Here is a 13,769-nt window from a genome sequence, read left to right as displayed (position 1 = left end):
ATGAATGAGGGGCGCCAAATTCAGTTGGTCGACTTGATATCGCCGAATTTATTCACCTCTGCACACTCCTGAAATTTCATTGAATGGGAGTTGGGCTGGTCGAAGTGATGTACCAATTTTGGTCGCGGACGCGCATCGATATCGGTCAATTTCCGCCACTAGAGTTCGATCACAAATGGCCGCTTTTCACTGAACTAACATAACTCTGTTTATAGGGAGAAACAATGTCGGCCAATACGCTCAAGACTCGCGACGATCCTATGCCACTGTCTTTCACGGTGGATGGTGAATCATTCAAATTGCGAGTTGGCTCTCAAGCTTCTTGGCTAAACTGTGAACAATTCGGTCATAAGGAGCTGCGCAACCGCATTGAGCCTTGGCTGACGTCCTTATTTCAGTCAGAGCACCTCTCGCTGCTCGCTGGCTCGGGGCTCACCCACGCCGTGCATTTCCTGGCGGCCGGAAAAGGCGCTGCGGGCATGGGAAGTCTGGCACTTAGCCAATACGAGGACGAGATCACTGAAGCCGCCAGGCATGCGGCAGTGGAGGCAGGTCGGCGGAAGGGCAATCTGGAAGACCAACTGCGCGTTGCGAATGAGCTATTACGTGGTCTGGAAATCCTCCAGAAAAGTGACGAGGCTCAGGCGCTCCGCGAAGAATTGCAAACTGGCATGCTGGATTTTGCTCAATCGATCCTAGCAAGTGAAGCGGGGATTGCCACTGCCAACCAAGAGAAGCGCGAGCAGGCGTTCAATACCCTTGTCACGTTCCTGATGAGCTTTGCCAGCCGCACTGGGGTGCGAGACCGGCTGAACATTTTCACCACCAACTACGACCGTCTGATTGAGGCGGGTGCCGAGCTCGCCGGGCTTCACCTTCTCGACCGGTTCCTAGGCAAGCTGATGCCCATCTTCCGGTCGTCTCGGCTGGATCTGGACATGCATTACAACCCGCCCGGTATTCGTGGTGAGCCGCGCTATCTGGAAGGCGTGGCGCGCTATACCAAGCTGCACGGCTCAGTAGACTGGGTTCAAACGGGCAAAGACATACGTCGCATCGGATTGCCATTTGGGGCTGCCAGCGTTGAACCCTATTTGCAGGTGCCGGGCTTGAGCGAAGCCACCGCGCATGAGTTGATGGTCTACCCCAATGCTGCCAAAGACCGAGAAACAGCTGACTACCCCTATGTGGAGTTGTTCCGCGACCTTGCGGCTGCGGTGTGTCGACCGAATAGCACGCTGGTGACCTACGGCTACAGCTTTGGCGATGAGCATATCAATCGTGTTATCCGCGACATGCTCACCATCCCTTCGACGCATCTGGTGGTGATTTCTTATGACGACCCGCTCGACCGCATCATGCAGACCTATCAGGAATTGGGCCGGCCTTCCCAAATCAGCCTGTTGATTGGGCCTGTATTGGCAGACCTGACCTCCTTGACCGAGCACTACCTACCTAAGCCAGCTATCGACAAAACCACCTTCCGCATGAGCGAATTGCTCAAACAGCGTCTGGGCGCGGAGCCGCAGCCAGTCAAGCGTCTAGCGGATGGAGCTGATGTTACTGAGGGAAGCGACCTAGTATGAGCCTATCACCCTTGGCCTATGCTGACTCATTGCGTATTGGCACTATCGACTTTGTATCTCCCGATGAGATCAAGGTGCTGCTTGACATCGAGGCACCCGACGGTGTGGCGCTTAACACTGGCACGCCCCGCCCATTCCCACGTATTAATGGTTATGTCCTGATACCAAGCGACGATGGGCATCTGGTCGCACAGGTCGAGTGGATAACCATCGAGCGCTCACAGTATCCCAAACGCAAGGGTATGCAGGACTTCGGCCTAGTGGACTTGCCCTATCCCCTGCGTAAGATGAGCCTCAACCCGCTGGGGGTGTTGGCCTATGAAAGCAAAGATGCCAAACGTAATGACGTTTATCGTTTCCGGCGCGGCGTCGAAAGCTACCCCACTGTCGGCGATGCGGTCCTGCTACCCACGCAAAACCAGCTACGCGCCATCGTCGAGTCCGGAGACAACCGCCATGTGCTGATCGGCACCAGCCCGCTGGCCGCCAATGCCGAGGTCAGGATTGACCCAGACCGCCTGTTTGGCCGCCATCTCGCGGTGCTGGGCAATACCGGCAGCGGCAAATCCTGCTCGGTTGCGGGCTTGATCCGTTGGTCGATAGACGAAGCCCGTAAAGCCCGTGGCGATATGGACCCCAATGCCCGGTTCATCGTGCTCGACCCCAACGGTGAGTACGGCAATACCTTCCACGATATGAGCAAGGTGCGAGTGTTTGCTGTCGAGCCCAGCGAAGGCGTGGGGCAATTGCAGATCCCGCTGTGGTTCTGGAACAGTGCCGAATGGACGGCATTTACGCAAGCCAGCGCCAAGACCCAACGGCCAACCCTCGTGCAGGCGCTGCGGTCGGTTCGTGACGGCGTATTCGGCGCTATTGTGGTTACGCCCAGCCACGAAATGCGCCGCTATCTGCGTACCTTGGTCAGTATCCTGCAATTGGAGCGCAACGCTGGCAGCCCGTGGGCTAGGTTTCCACATCCCAAGAATTTCTTGGAGAAACTTAAAAAGTGGCAGGAAGGATTAGCCGATCAAGACACGTTCACTGTCGACGAAAAGGTCGAGCTTGGTGCGCTGCGGGACAACCTCACCACATTGATCAATGCTCGCGGCGGTCAATACCCGACCTACGAGTTCACCCGAGGCGAAATCGACGAACTGTTGTTGCTGGTCCAGTCCGCTCACGCTACCTTCGGCGGCAGTGACACTGACATCCTGCCCATTGACGCTGATGTTCCACGCCCCTTCACCGGCGATCAGCTTCTACGAAGCGTGGAAGCTACGGCTGAGCTGCTTGGTGTTTCTGAGTACGTCGAGACCATGCAGATGCGTATTCGCACCCTGCTGTCGGACAGCCGTATGAAGATCGTTTCGGGAGCCGCCCAAGAACTCACGCTGGACGACTGGTTATGCAACTTTATCGGCGACAACCGGGCATCCGGTGGATCAGTGACCGTCATTGATCTCTCGCTGGTGCCTGCTGAGGTTGTACACATCATCACCGCCGTGATTGCTCGTATGACCCTGGAGGCGCTGCAGCGCTATCGCAAGCTACATCAAGGCAAGACTTTGCCTACAGTGCTGGTGATGGAAGAGGCGCACACCTTCATTAAGCGTTACCACGACGATGCGGAAAACCAGAACTCAGCCGCTATCTGCTGTCAGGTGTTCGAGAAGATTGCCCGTGAAGGCCGCAAGTTCGGGTTGGGGCTGGTGCTATCCTCGCAGCGCCCGAGCGAGTTGTCGCCTACTGTGCTATCTCAATGCAACAGCTATTTGTTGCACCGTATCAGCAATGACCGTGACCAGGAGTTGGTGCACAAGCTTGTGCCCGACAATTTGCGCGGCCTGCTGCGCGACTTGCCCTCGCTGCCCTCTCGTCACGCCATCCTACTTGGCTGGGCATCGGAGCTACCGGTAATGGTGCAGATGAATGCGCTGCCCGAACAACACCGGCCGAAATCGGACGATCCCGATTTTTGGGCAGTGTGGTCAGGGAAGGACAGCGAGGGAAGGGTGGTCGAGCGCAAGGTGGACTGGAAAACGGTTGCGGATGACTGGCAGCAAGTCGGCTAACCACCTTGCCGCTGAGCGACTGGGGCTGCCCCTCTCAAACTAGATAAGTAGCCGATTTGCTTATGGATACGCTCTGACGAATCTGAGTCTTTCAAAGTGGCGAAATAAGGACTACCAATTCGAGAGTGAATGAAATCGAGTTCGACGTCGTCGGTGATTTCCCGGCCTTTAAGGTGTAGTCTATGAACTGCGCGCAGGCAATCGGCGCCATCCCGCGCTTTCCTCGTTCCAATACATCGAGGCCTTTAATGAAATCCGACTATGTTGTGATCACTAGAGTGAAGAAGTTATCCGAGCCGGTGTTTGGCATTCCCGCTGACGCGCTGGAGAAACTCACGCAACGCAAGCTCGATGCTATGCGCGAACGCTACCCCGAGGCGTTTCAGGAGCGGCAACACGCGAATAACGTAGATCTCAATAGCAAGGGTCAATAGATAGAACGTGGCAGCCTGCTGATGGGATTCGGCTTGTCTCGTATATCGCCGACAAAAATCAGACGAGCTGCTTTAGGTTGGCACTTCAGTGCATTGCTCACGAAACTCATTTTCCCCTTCTTGATACGTCTAGTGCAGATACTGAGGGCAGGGCACCTAGGTCGCCCAGTTTGTCGCGTGCGTCGCGATAATGTTCGTAAAATTTCGCCCACTTGCTGAAGCCGCCGAGTTCTCCAACTACACGTAGCATGGCCAGGTGGGACGCCGTGAGCAACTGCACTGTAGCCTGAAGTTCGGCAATCCGGATGTCCTTGTCGGCAAGCGACGCGGCAGTGTCTGCGCCGGAGCGCTTCGCGACACGGCCCCGCCAGCGTCGGTACTCCGACTGACGCTGTTGGTATTCAGCAAGCATTTGACTGCGAGATGTGTTGCGAGTAAACGACGAGGCAGCTTTGATGGATGGATGTAGCCGCGCAACGGCCCGCGCACTGATATCTCTATCATCTGCCAGTAACGCATCAAGGATCTCACGCATCTGCTCCTCGGCGGTCGATGCCTTTCCATCGCGATTAGTCATCGAGCACTCCACGTAGAGGTGGCAGCGAGAGGTCGACGCCTTCGGGGAAGGGGTGCTCGCCCGGCTTTGTCGCGAGTAGCTTCTGTACTCCCGCCAAGCGCTTCTCTGCATGCTCAAGCTGGTTCTTCCAACCGATGCTCGTCGACGGACGGGCTCGGATCGTATCCAGTGCCAGCTTGAGCTTACCTTCAAGCCGAACGAGGTTCTGCTGATGCTCCGGAAGATTTGTTGCCGAGAGATGGCGGCAGCTATCGAAGCACTCGAGATGCTTAGGGCAGGGGTCTACGGTGAATGAGTTCAGGCAATGACCATATGGGGTCGCGTGGAATCCGTCCGCTTCTGCGCGCAAGTATTCATATGCAGCCGCGTCGCCCTCGGCTGCCTGGATCCGGAGGAAGGCAGCGACGATCGGGCCGCTAGCTGTTGGTTTGCACTGAAAACTGACCCAGCGTTTGCATCGAAAACTGACCCAGCCCTAATTTGATTGGGTCGGGGTTGCTACAGATTTGGCTGTTTTACGCTCCTTTTTGGGCTGTGTGCTGCTGTTTTTGAATCGGTAGCTATCGTTGCCGGTCTCGACGATGTGGCAATGGTGGGTGAGTCGATCGAGCAAAGCAGTCGTCATTTTTGCGTCCCCAAATATGTTCGCCCATTCAGCGAAGCTGAGATTGGTGGTGATGATGAGGCTTGTGTGCTCGTAGAGCTTGCTGATGAGGTGGAACAGCAGCGCGCCGCCGGCTTGGCTGAATGGCAGATACCCGAGTTCGTCGAGGATCACGACGTGCGAGTGCATGAGCCGGTGGGCGAGGTGTCCAGCTTTGCCGGCCTGCTTCTCGAGCTCCAACGTGTTCACCAACTCGATCGTGGAGAAGAAGCGAACTCGGCGACGCAGGTGTTCGATGGCGTGAACCGCGAAGGCCGTCGCCAGATGCGTCTTGCCGGTGCCAGGGCCGCCAACTAGTACGACATTGTGAGCGGGTTCGATGAACTCGCCGCGGTGCAGTTGCCGGACGAGGGCTTCGTTGACCTCGCTGCATCCGAAGTCAAAGCCTTGTAAGTCTCGATATGCTGGGAACTTGGCCACCTTCATCTGATAGGCAATAGATCGCACCTCCCGCTCGGTAAGCTCGGCCCGTAGAAGCTGGCTCAAGATGGGAGAGCAGCTCTGGTATGCCGGAGAGTCTTGCTGCACGAGGTCGGTGAGCGCTTGAGCCATACCGTGCAGCTTGAGCGCCTTCAAGCGCTCGATCATGAGTTCATGCTGCATGACGTGGCTCCTGAGTGCGGAGGGTGTCGTAGCGGCCGACGTTCGCCTCGGGTTCGACTGTGAGCGAGAGCGCTTGGGGCGCCGTCAGCGGCGGTAGCGGTGTGCCGTCGAGCAGTCGGCTCAAGATGTTGAGAATGGTTTGCTTCGATGGCGTACCGGCCTCCAGCGCTAAGGTCACTGCGGCGAGGACCAGTTGCTCGTCATGCAACAAGACCAACGACAGGATCTCCACCATCTCTCTATCCCCGCCAGCGTGAGGCAGCAGCAGTGCCTGAAGTTGGCGAAATGCTTCCGGCAACGCGGTGAACGGCGCCCCATTGCGCAGCGCGCCAGGCTTGCGTTGCAGCACGGCGAGATAATGCCGCCAGTCGTAGAAAGTGGCACCACGGTCATGGCGCCGGTTGATGTGGCGAGGATGCTGCGCGATGACGTGACCTTCGGCGACGACAACGAGGCGATCCGCATAGACCCGCAAACTCACGGGCAGGTTGGCGTAGGACGCGGGGACGCTATAGCGGTCACGCTCGAAGGCGATCAAGCATGTGGGGGAAACGCGCTTGGTGTGTTCCACAAAGCCGTCGAACGGCTGGCCGACAGGCATCAGAAATGGGCGTTCCTCGGACCATATCTGCCAGATGCTCTGGTCACATGCCGGATGGCGTATCTGTTGCCACAGCCTGACGCACTCGTCGGCCAACCAGTCGTTAAGCGCTTCCAAGCTCGAAAAGTGGGGCAGGCGTTGCCAGATCCGCCTCCGGCTATCCTGCACGTTCTTCTCGATCTGTCCCTTCTCCCAGCCTGACGCGGGGTTGCAGAACTGCGCATCAAACAAATAGTGGCTGACCATGCTGGAGAATCTGGCGTTGACCTCGCGTGACTTGCCGCGGCCGACCCTATCCACAGCGGTCTTCATGTTGTCGTAGATACCTCGACGCGGGATGCCTCCCCACGCCACAAAAGCGTGATGGTGCGCATCGAACAGCATCTCATGCGTCTGGAGCCAGTAGGCGCGCAGGAAGAAGGCGCGACTGTGGCAAAGCTTGAACTGCGCGATCTGGAGCTTGGTGCGCTCGCCGTTGATCACCGCACTGTCCTCGCTCCAGTCAAACTGAAAGGCGTCGCCTGGTGCGAACGTCAATGGCACGAACGTGCCCCGTCCTGAAGTCTGAGATCGTTCCTGTTGTTCCTGTCGCCATCGTCGCGCGAAAGCGGCAACACGGTCGTAAGAGCCCGTGTAGCCTAGAGCGCAGAGATCCTGGTGCAGCTGCAATAGCGAGCGTCGCTGCTTGCGTGTGCGGTTGGCCTCGGCCTTGAGCCATGCCGAGAGCTTCTCCGCATAGCCGTCTAGAACGGTAGGCCCAGCCGCACGGCTGTAGGTTGGTTCAATGGTGCCCGAGCGCAGATAGCGTCGCACCGTGTTGCGCGATATGCCAAGTCGCTTGGCAATCTCTCGTAAAGAGACATGATCACGCAAGTGCCAACGGCGAATAATGCTGAGAAGAGCCACGTCGATCACTCCTGTCTCCTGCACGGGTACCGAGCAGGATAGTGTTCACGAGGTGGGTCAGAATTAGATGCAAATCAAACGTAAAAGTGGGTCAACTCTGCCTGCAAATCAACACCGCAACGGGCGCATGATGTTCTGAACCACGTGCCCAGTGGTATTCCGCCTGAACAACAACTGCTCCGCGACCGCCGCCTTGATCAGGTTTTGCCAGGCGGCGGAGAGCGGCCCGTTGGAACGCGGGGGCAAGCCTTGAGCGATACGCTCTGCGTTAACAGTTTTCAGGGCTTCTACCTCTGTGCCGAGATTGCGCAGGTAGTGAGTGGGTGGCGGGGAATCTCCGACGAGGGCCGTAAGGTTCCACCCAACGCGATCTCGAGCGGCACCAAGGCTATCGAGGGGGATATCCCACAGCAGTTCCTTTTTGTGAGCAAGGGCCTTGCCTAACTCGACGAAGGCCAAGTAGTGAAGGCTCATCGATTCTCGTCCTCCAACTCAGCGAGGACCGCCTGTATTCCCGCAATCGTGCGCTGAAGCTGCAAATAGGTGGGCGACTGTGTGTCACCTCGGGAACTCTGTTCAAAGAACAGGACTACCTCGCGCATCGAAAGCAGCACATGCTCATGCATCGTTTTGTCATGCAAGGGTAGGAACTTCCCACAGCCATAGCACGACATTACCGGGTTATAGGGGCACGCGGGCTGGCCTGACGTGCAGCCGCCAATCCCTGCGATCAGAATGCCGTGAGGTACGCCGGCAATCTGCTGATCGCCTTTGAGTTGGGTAAGTTCTTCATGGGATATGAACCGATCATGCGCAATTTTTGCCACACGCCGGTAAATATCTGATGCGCCCAGAGCTCTGTTCACTCGTTCAGCGTGAGATGCTGACGTAGCAAAATATACAAGTCCCGTCCGCGCATCCGAATGGCCTAGAAACTCGGCCAGTTCTTCGTGACTTGCGCCGGCGTCAACAAGTCGTTGGGCTGCCGTGTGCCGTAGGTCCGTCGCTGAGCCAAGATCTTGCGATTTAATCAGTTTCCTTACAAGCGACGCAATTCGCGAGCCGGCTTCATAACTTGATTGAACAGGGAAGTAGCGAGCAACGGGGGCATCGTTTCGGAGCCCCCGACGGGCTTTGACGGCAACAAAGATTGGCGACCATTCGCGCTTGAGGCGACGGGTTAGCGGGATCCTTTTGGAATCGCTACGTTGTTTTGCCATGTGAAAGGTCAGGTGAACCGTGGGAGGGCCTTCCGGGACATCTTGCCAAATCCGTACATTTCTCTCGGCAAGCATCGAAATTTGTATCGGCCGCATGCCAAATTGGTAGGCACAGGTCAGCATCCCGGCATCGCAAATATCGTCGAATGATAGAGACTGCGCCGAGGGTGTGGCCAAGACTGAAGCTATTTCGTCGAGATGTCGCAGAATCGCTGCTTCCTCGCCAGCGCTGAGAAACACGTCACCAGAACGAATGCCAGCGTAAGGATCGCGAGCGGGTAAGGGGAGGGCAGTACGGATGTACATGCGGTGCTCGATCGACCACCCAAATAGGCGATGCACGCAAAGTAGGTGGAGCAAGTATTTCGCACAGATGTACGCTCCGGCAGGCAGGCACCGAGCGCGCAGGTCTACCCAGACAGGGCCGACGCCCGTAGGGCCCGCTCGCAAAAGGGCCATTACGTCTGCTTCTGTCAAGTGGTGGGCAGAAAAAATATATGATGCAGCCGTGGATACGCTTAGATCCTCTCCAAGAACAAAGACGAACACGTGCTTGAAAATAAATGCGCAATGCTCGCCCCACCCAGAGAAGTCAACGTTGACACGACGACCATTGATCGATAGTTCGAATGCGGGAAGCTCAACAGGAGCTCGAATTGCTCGGAGCGTATCGTCAAAGTCGTCCCGATAGCGGATGATCGAGGGTAGGTCGGATAACGTGAAACAGAGCTTCTCAATAACGTCCTCTTGAACTTGCTGCACGGCCCGTCGCGATCGTGTTCTAGTTATCATCTAGAGCCCCTTAGGAAGGGATCGCAGCAAACTGACACGTTCATCGAATGCGTCACTCCACACATCGGCTAAACGGTCCTCGAATACCGCCCGCGCATATCTTGAGGGCATCGAGGATGTTCTGGACCAGCCAAAAAATGCCCTCAATTTCTGAAGCGCTTCGTCCATTGCGTCCCCTTGTTTGAGCAACTGGTGCAGTCGCATGACTGCACAGGTGTGACGCAGATCGTGCGGCGTCACAGATTCCTTGCCAGTACGCTCTCTTAGCTCCCTCACGACGGTTCTAGGTAACGAGCGTGAAATCAGTGCGAATATTTTTGTTAAAGCCTCTGTCGACAAAGGCAAGCCGGCTTGAGAATTGAGCAGAAATGAGTGCCGCGGGCGACCTCGATAGTTTTCTGCGTACGTCTGCACCAAACCTGCTGTCAGTCCGCTAACCGGTATTTGGCGAATTGAATACGAGGTCTTGATGCCAGGTCTTGAATATCGAGGGTCGTCGCCGACGTTCACATACTCATTCTCTTGAATGTTGAGCCAGTGGCGAGTCCTGTTTTTCGTCGTGTCGTGAGCGTTCTTTACGGCATCCACCGGCAATAGCAAAACCTCGCCGCGACGTAGCCCTTGATGCAGCATAAGGACGAACGCGATAAAAACTCGCCATCTAGTTTGTGTGCGAAAGAAGGGATTGCTCGCTGATTCAGGATCCAGCATTTCGTATAGCGTCTCGACTGTGCCAGATGGCAACGATCGCATAGACGAGGTCGCTGTTACCCTGCGCACATGAAGCTGGCTGTAAAGTGTTGAAAGACGGTGCAGCCTCAGTGTGATAGGCCGATTTCGGTCGTCAGCGGAGTGACTCTGAGACAGCCAGGTAAGAACGGTTGTGACGAAAGTCAAACCTGTTCGCCAGCGCTTTTCATCGCCAGCCATACCATCCGATTGGTTGCGGATGACCACGAACCACGATTCCAAGATGTTGGCTAACGCCTCTTCATCGAAGGTTCCCAACGCTGCATCTAACGAGGATTCACCGTAAAGGTTGTCGGCGTGACGGTACAAGGCCTCTATGCACCGCAGCTTCTTGATGTGCGTTGACTCGGCCAATTGAGCCGCAGACATTGCTGACCACACCGCAGCCCAGTACCGGGGTAAGCCGATGTGATCGACGAGAAGCGGCCCCAGCAGATTGCGGGGCAGCCCACTATCAGATAGCAGCTTGAGCATGGGTGCATTCCGTCTGAATGCGCAACGCTACAAGCTACCATTTAAGAGATAGTTTTTGAGGTCGTAATGTGCTGTAGTTCACATGGCGCGCAACAGCCGCTAACATACCAGTCCTACGCATAATGTGTATTATGTAAAGTACGAAATAGCCGTTTCCGTTCCGTTCTCCGGCCGCCATCAGATAAGATGCGCGCCAAGCGTCCCCAATCCATCCCAACCCATCCCAATCCAGCACCCCTCATGACCCCGCGCGTCGCAATCATCGAAACCATGGAGAACACGCAGCTTGGCCTTCTGCTGAGCGCGCTGAACGAAGCCCATGCCGACATCACCTGGTTCCGCGTCTACCGCGACGGCCTCGGCGACATTGCGCTCGATGACTTCGACGCCCTGATCGTTCCCGGCGGCTGGCCCAGCGCGCGGGACGATCATCTTTATCCCTACCTGCCCAAGCTGGTCGCGCTGATGCGCGCATTCGGCGATGCCGGCAAGTCGGTGCTGGGCATTTGCCTTGGCGCGCAGGTGCTGGCCCGCGCCTATGGCGCCGACAACCTGTTGGGCGTCGCGCGGGAATTCTCCTGGACGCCGCTGACCGTGACGGACGATGGACGCGCGGATCCGCTCTTTGCCGAGTTGCAGGACGGCTTCATCAGTTTCCAGTGGCACGTGGACACCTACACCCTGCCCAAGACCGCCCTGCTTCTGGCTCAATCCCAAACCGTCCAGAATCAGTGTTTCCGCGTGGGGCGAGCCACTTACGGCATGCAGTTCCACTTTGAAGCCAGTGGCGACGTCGTACACGACTGGACGCGCGGTAATCCTGAGCGGGTCAATCGCATTGCGCCGGGATGGCTGGAAACGCAGGCGGCCGAGGACCGGGCCCGCTTTGCTGCCGACGCCGACGCGGCGGGCCTGAACATTGCGCGCGCCTTCGTTGCCACCATCGGCAAGCCCGCGCAGGTCTGATCCCGCGCAAAAGCGCAAAAAAAGGCGATGCCCGGTTCCCCGGCATCGCCTTTTCCATGTCCGGCAAGCGTCAGCGCTTCTTGGACGCCTCGTACTTCGCCTTGTTGGCTTCGTTCGGCGGGTACAGGCCCGGCAGCACGGCGCCATTGTTGACCTCGTCCATGATCCAGCCTTCAAAGCGTTCCTGCTCGACGGCGGCGTCGACCACGACGGCCAGCAGCGCGGCCGGGATGACGACGGCGCCATCCTGATCCGCGACGATCACGTCATCCGGAAAGACGGCCACGCCGCCGCAGGCGACGGGCTGCTGCCAATCCACGAACGTCAGGCCGGCCACCGACGGAGGCGCCGCCGCGCCGCTCGCCCAGACGGGCAGCTTGGTTCCCAGCACGCCGGCCAGGTCGCGCACGACGCCGTCGGTCACTAGACCCGCAACGCCCCGCTTCGCCATGCGAGCACACAGAATGTCGCCCCAGATGCCGGCGTCTTTCACGCCCATGGCGTCGACCACCGCGATGCAGCCCGAGGGCATCTGCTCGATGGCGCCCCGGCTGGACTTGGGCGAGGACCAGGATTCCGGCGTCGCCAGGTCTTCGCGGGCAGGCACGAAGCGCACGGTGAACGCGCGGCCGACGATGCGTTCCAGGCCTTGCGCCAAGGGGAAGGCGCCGCGAATCCAGACGTTGCGCAGCCCCTTCTTCAACAAAATGGTGGTCAGTGTTGCCGTGGTGACGCCGGACAGCGCCTTGAATTGAACCTCGTCGGAAACCGTCATGTGTTGCTCCCTGGTGAAATCAAAACTGGCGCGCAACGCGCCGGAATCAGGCTGCCGCCCTCACGGAGCGGCGTCGTTGTCAGTTAAGGGTGTCGCAGACGTCGCGAAGACGCTTGCACGCTTGCGCCAGCCGCTCGTCCGACGTCGCAAATGAGATGCGGAAGTAGCCTTCAGCGCCAAATGCGCTGCCCGGCACCACGGCCACGTGCGCGTCTTCAAGAAAGAATTGGCTGACGTCCACGTCGGATTTCAGCACCTTGCCCTGTGCGGTTGTACGGCCAATCAGCCCTTTGCACGACGGGAACAAGTAGAACGCGCCTTCGGGTGTGCGGCAATGCACGCCGTCGATCGCATTGAGCGCTTGAAGGCAGTTGTCGCGCCGCTGTTTGAAGGCCTGGTTGCGTGGCAGCAGGAAATCCATCGGGCCATCCAGCGCCGCCGTCGCGGCCGCTTGGGCGACCGAGCATGGGTTGCTGGTGCTTTGCGACTGAATCGTGGCCATCGCCTGGATCAGCGCGGTGGGGCCGCCGGCATAGCCGATGCGCCATCCCGTCATCGCATAGGCCTTCGACACACCATTGACCGTCAAGATCCGATCGTGCAGGGCCGGGTCGACGGAGGCGATCGTCGAAAACTGCCACCCGTCATAGCGAATGTGCTCGTACATGTCGTCCGTCATGATCCACACATGCGGATGACGGGCCAGCTCAAGGGACAACGCGGCCAGATCGTCGCGCGTATAGCCGGCGCCTGTGGGATTGCTGGGCGAATTCAGGATGACCCATTTGGTCCTGGGCGTGATCGCGTGGCGCAACTGCTCGGGCGTGATCTTGAAGTCCTGCGAGGCCGGGCAGTCGACCTCGACGGGCACGCCACCGGCCAGCCGCACCATGTCCGGATAGGACACCCAGTACGGCGCGGGAATGATGACCTCGTCTCCCGGATTGAGGGTGGCGAGCAGCGCGTTGAAGATGACTTGTTTGCCGCCCGTGCCCACGCTGATCTGCGCCGGATCGTACGAAATGCTGTTGTCGCGCCAGAACTTGCGGACGATGGCTTCCTTTAGATCGCGGGTCCCGTCGACATCCGTATAGCGCGTGGCGCCGGCGTCGATGGCCTGCTTCGCGGCGGCGCAGATGTGCTCGGGCGTCGGGAAATCAGGTTCGCCTTGCGACAGTCCGATCACGTCAATGCCGCGCCGGCGCATGTCAGCGGCGAGCTTGGTGATGACCAGTGTGGGGGAAGGCTTTACTGCGCGAAGGAGGTTGGACAGCATCGTCGTCTCGCGGGTTGGAAGCTCTTGCGATTCGCTCAACGCTGTACAAGAACCTTGAATGCGCCTAGTCTAG

General features: G+C 58.0%; 12 protein-coding genes. 4 read left to right on the top strand and 8 right to left on the bottom strand.

All coding sequences use genetic code 11. From position 1 onward, the window contains the following. Nucleotides 1-224: 224 nt before the first annotated feature. From CLM73_RS14120 to CLM73_RS28935, 3 genes are all read left to right on the top strand, one after another. Entirely contained in the window at nt 225-1,586 is a 1,362-nt protein-coding gene (locus CLM73_RS14120; protein WP_105238959.1) for an SIR2 family protein, read from the top strand. Then, a complete protein-coding gene (locus CLM73_RS14115; RefSeq protein ID WP_063957281.1) occupies nt 1,583-3,658 on the top strand; it encodes an ATP-binding protein in 2,076 nt (691 codons plus the stop codon). Before CLM73_RS14120 ends, CLM73_RS14115 begins: the two co-directional genes overlap by 4 nt. Nucleotides 3,659-3,906: 248 nt before the next feature. Further along, on the top strand, nt 3,907-4,092 hold the full coding sequence (locus CLM73_RS28935) for a hypothetical protein (RefSeq protein WP_158685860.1): 186 nt from the start codon (nt 3,907-3,909) through the stop codon (nt 4,090-4,092). Between the two features lie 106 nt (nt 4,093-4,198). Here CLM73_RS28935 and CLM73_RS14110 read toward each other — a convergent pair whose 3' ends face one another. The 6 genes from CLM73_RS14110 to CLM73_RS14080 all read right to left on the bottom strand — a co-directional run bounded on the left by CLM73_RS14110 (nt 4,199) and on the right by CLM73_RS14080 (nt 10,679). After that, nucleotides 4,199-4,669: a hypothetical protein gene (locus CLM73_RS14110; protein ID WP_105238958.1), complete on the bottom strand. Its 471-nt coding sequence runs from the start codon at nt 4,667-4,669 to the stop codon at nt 4,199-4,201. Between the two features lie 475 nt (nt 4,670-5,144). Further along, complete coding sequence (istB, locus tag CLM73_RS14100; RefSeq protein ID WP_034019065.1) at nt 5,145-5,936, bottom strand: IS21-like element helper ATPase IstB; 792 nt, start codon at nt 5,934-5,936, stop codon at nt 5,145-5,147. After that, a complete protein-coding gene (istA, locus tag CLM73_RS14095; RefSeq protein WP_034019062.1) occupies nt 5,926-7,452 on the bottom strand; it encodes an IS21 family transposase in 1,527 nt (508 codons plus the stop codon). The genes istB and istA overlap by 11 nt, the downstream gene beginning before the upstream one ends. A 99-nt stretch (nt 7,453-7,551) precedes the next feature. Continuing rightward, nucleotides 7,552-7,917 carry a hypothetical protein gene (locus CLM73_RS14090; RefSeq protein WP_105238957.1) on the bottom strand — a complete coding sequence of 122 codons (366 nt, stop codon included), beginning with the start codon at nt 7,915-7,917 and terminating at the stop codon, nt 7,552-7,554. Continuing rightward, complete coding sequence (locus CLM73_RS14085; protein ID WP_234015873.1) at nt 7,914-9,425, bottom strand: site-specific integrase; 1,512 nt, start codon at nt 9,423-9,425, stop codon at nt 7,914-7,916. Before CLM73_RS14085 ends, CLM73_RS14090 begins: the two co-directional genes overlap by 4 nt. A 30-nt stretch (nt 9,426-9,455) precedes the next feature. Then, complete coding sequence (locus CLM73_RS14080; protein ID WP_105238955.1) at nt 9,456-10,679, bottom strand: site-specific integrase; 1,224 nt, start codon at nt 10,677-10,679, stop codon at nt 9,456-9,458. Nucleotides 10,680-10,919: 240 nt separating this feature from the next. Here CLM73_RS14080 and CLM73_RS14075 point away from each other — a divergent pair, with 240 nt between their 5' ends. Next, nucleotides 10,920-11,645, top strand: coding sequence for a type 1 glutamine amidotransferase (locus CLM73_RS14075; protein ID WP_105238954.1), 726 nt, complete (start codon nt 10,920-10,922; stop codon nt 11,643-11,645). 70 nt (nt 11,646-11,715) lie between these two features. Here the strand turns inward: CLM73_RS14075 and CLM73_RS14070 are convergent, their stop codons facing one another. Together CLM73_RS14070 and CLM73_RS14065 are read right to left on the bottom strand one after the other, a co-directional pair. Next, entirely contained in the window at nt 11,716-12,420 is a 705-nt protein-coding gene (locus tag CLM73_RS14070) for a ribonuclease activity regulator RraA (RefSeq protein ID WP_105238953.1), read from the bottom strand. A 79-nt stretch (nt 12,421-12,499) separates the two neighbouring features. Then, nucleotides 12,500-13,696, bottom strand: coding sequence for a pyridoxal phosphate-dependent aminotransferase (locus CLM73_RS14065; protein ID WP_105238952.1), 1,197 nt, complete (start codon nt 13,694-13,696; stop codon nt 12,500-12,502). Nucleotides 13,697-13,769: the final 73 nt, after the last annotated feature.

This window comes from Achromobacter spanius (assembly GCF_002966795.1).
Classification (GTDB): Bacteria; Pseudomonadota; Gammaproteobacteria; order Burkholderiales; family Burkholderiaceae_B; genus Achromobacter; species Achromobacter spanius_D.
This window is presented reverse-complemented; position numbering and strand designations above follow the sequence as displayed.